The organism is Xenorhabdus szentirmaii DSM 16338, assembly GCF_002632585.1.
GTDB classification, from domain to species: domain Bacteria; phylum Pseudomonadota; class Gammaproteobacteria; order Enterobacterales; family Enterobacteriaceae; genus Xenorhabdus; species Xenorhabdus szentirmaii.
Window position 1 is genome coordinate 1 of record NZ_NIBV01000036.1, and the last position, 645, is coordinate 645.

Annotated in this window: 2 protein-coding genes; one reads left to right on the forward strand and one right to left on the reverse strand. The window is 28.8% G+C overall.

The window, feature by feature from the left end; translation table 11 throughout:
• Positions 1-382: DUF1240 domain-containing protein (locus Xsze_RS21515; protein WP_244590097.1), on the forward strand; the 382-nt coding region annotated here is incomplete at its 5' end.
• Between the two features lie 28 nt (positions 383-410).
• Here Xsze_RS21515 and tssD read toward each other — a convergent pair.
• Positions 411-645, reverse strand: a 235-nt coding sequence (gene tssD / locus Xsze_RS21520; protein WP_143707623.1) for a type VI secretion system tube protein TssD, incomplete at its 5' end; no start/stop codon positions are given.

A 645-nucleotide genomic window follows, 5' to 3' on the forward strand; every position in this document is an offset into this window, starting at 1 on the left:
ATTTATGGGTGCCTCTATAATTGGAGCTATAGCATCAATTATAGATTATCAAAGGCTTTTAACCAGAAGTGACATTGTTACATTCTCAGCGAAAAGTTCTTTTTTTATTTGGTGTAGCCCATTGTGTGTATATATATCCATACTTTTATTTAAGTCAATTTTAAGAAACCACAAGGTAAATTTAAGTAATAAAAACAAGGTTACTTTAAGTAATAGGATTGGTGGGTTGCTTACTTTCATAGGTATGGTTGGATTTGTTTTTACGTTTCTTTTTTCTTTTTATGTTGATTTTAAACTTAAAAGTGAAAATTATTTTTTATGTGCAAAATCATCATGGATGGAAACAAATAAGTATGTGAAAAACATATCATTATGTAAATAAGCATAGCATAAGCTATGCTTACCTCTAATTAAAAATTTCTGTTTTCCCATATACTATAAGCTGATGTTCCAGCTGTTATATGATTCCATGATATGGATTTGTAGTTTAGTAAAACTCTTTCATGTGGCATAGCATCAAAGTTATTTATAGAATGTGGGTATATACAAGAAATATCAACAATAGTAGCCTCAGTTATTTTCACTTCATAAAACAACTCTAATTGTCCAGCTTGGCTGGTTCTGTAAAAAATAAATTTGCCATTT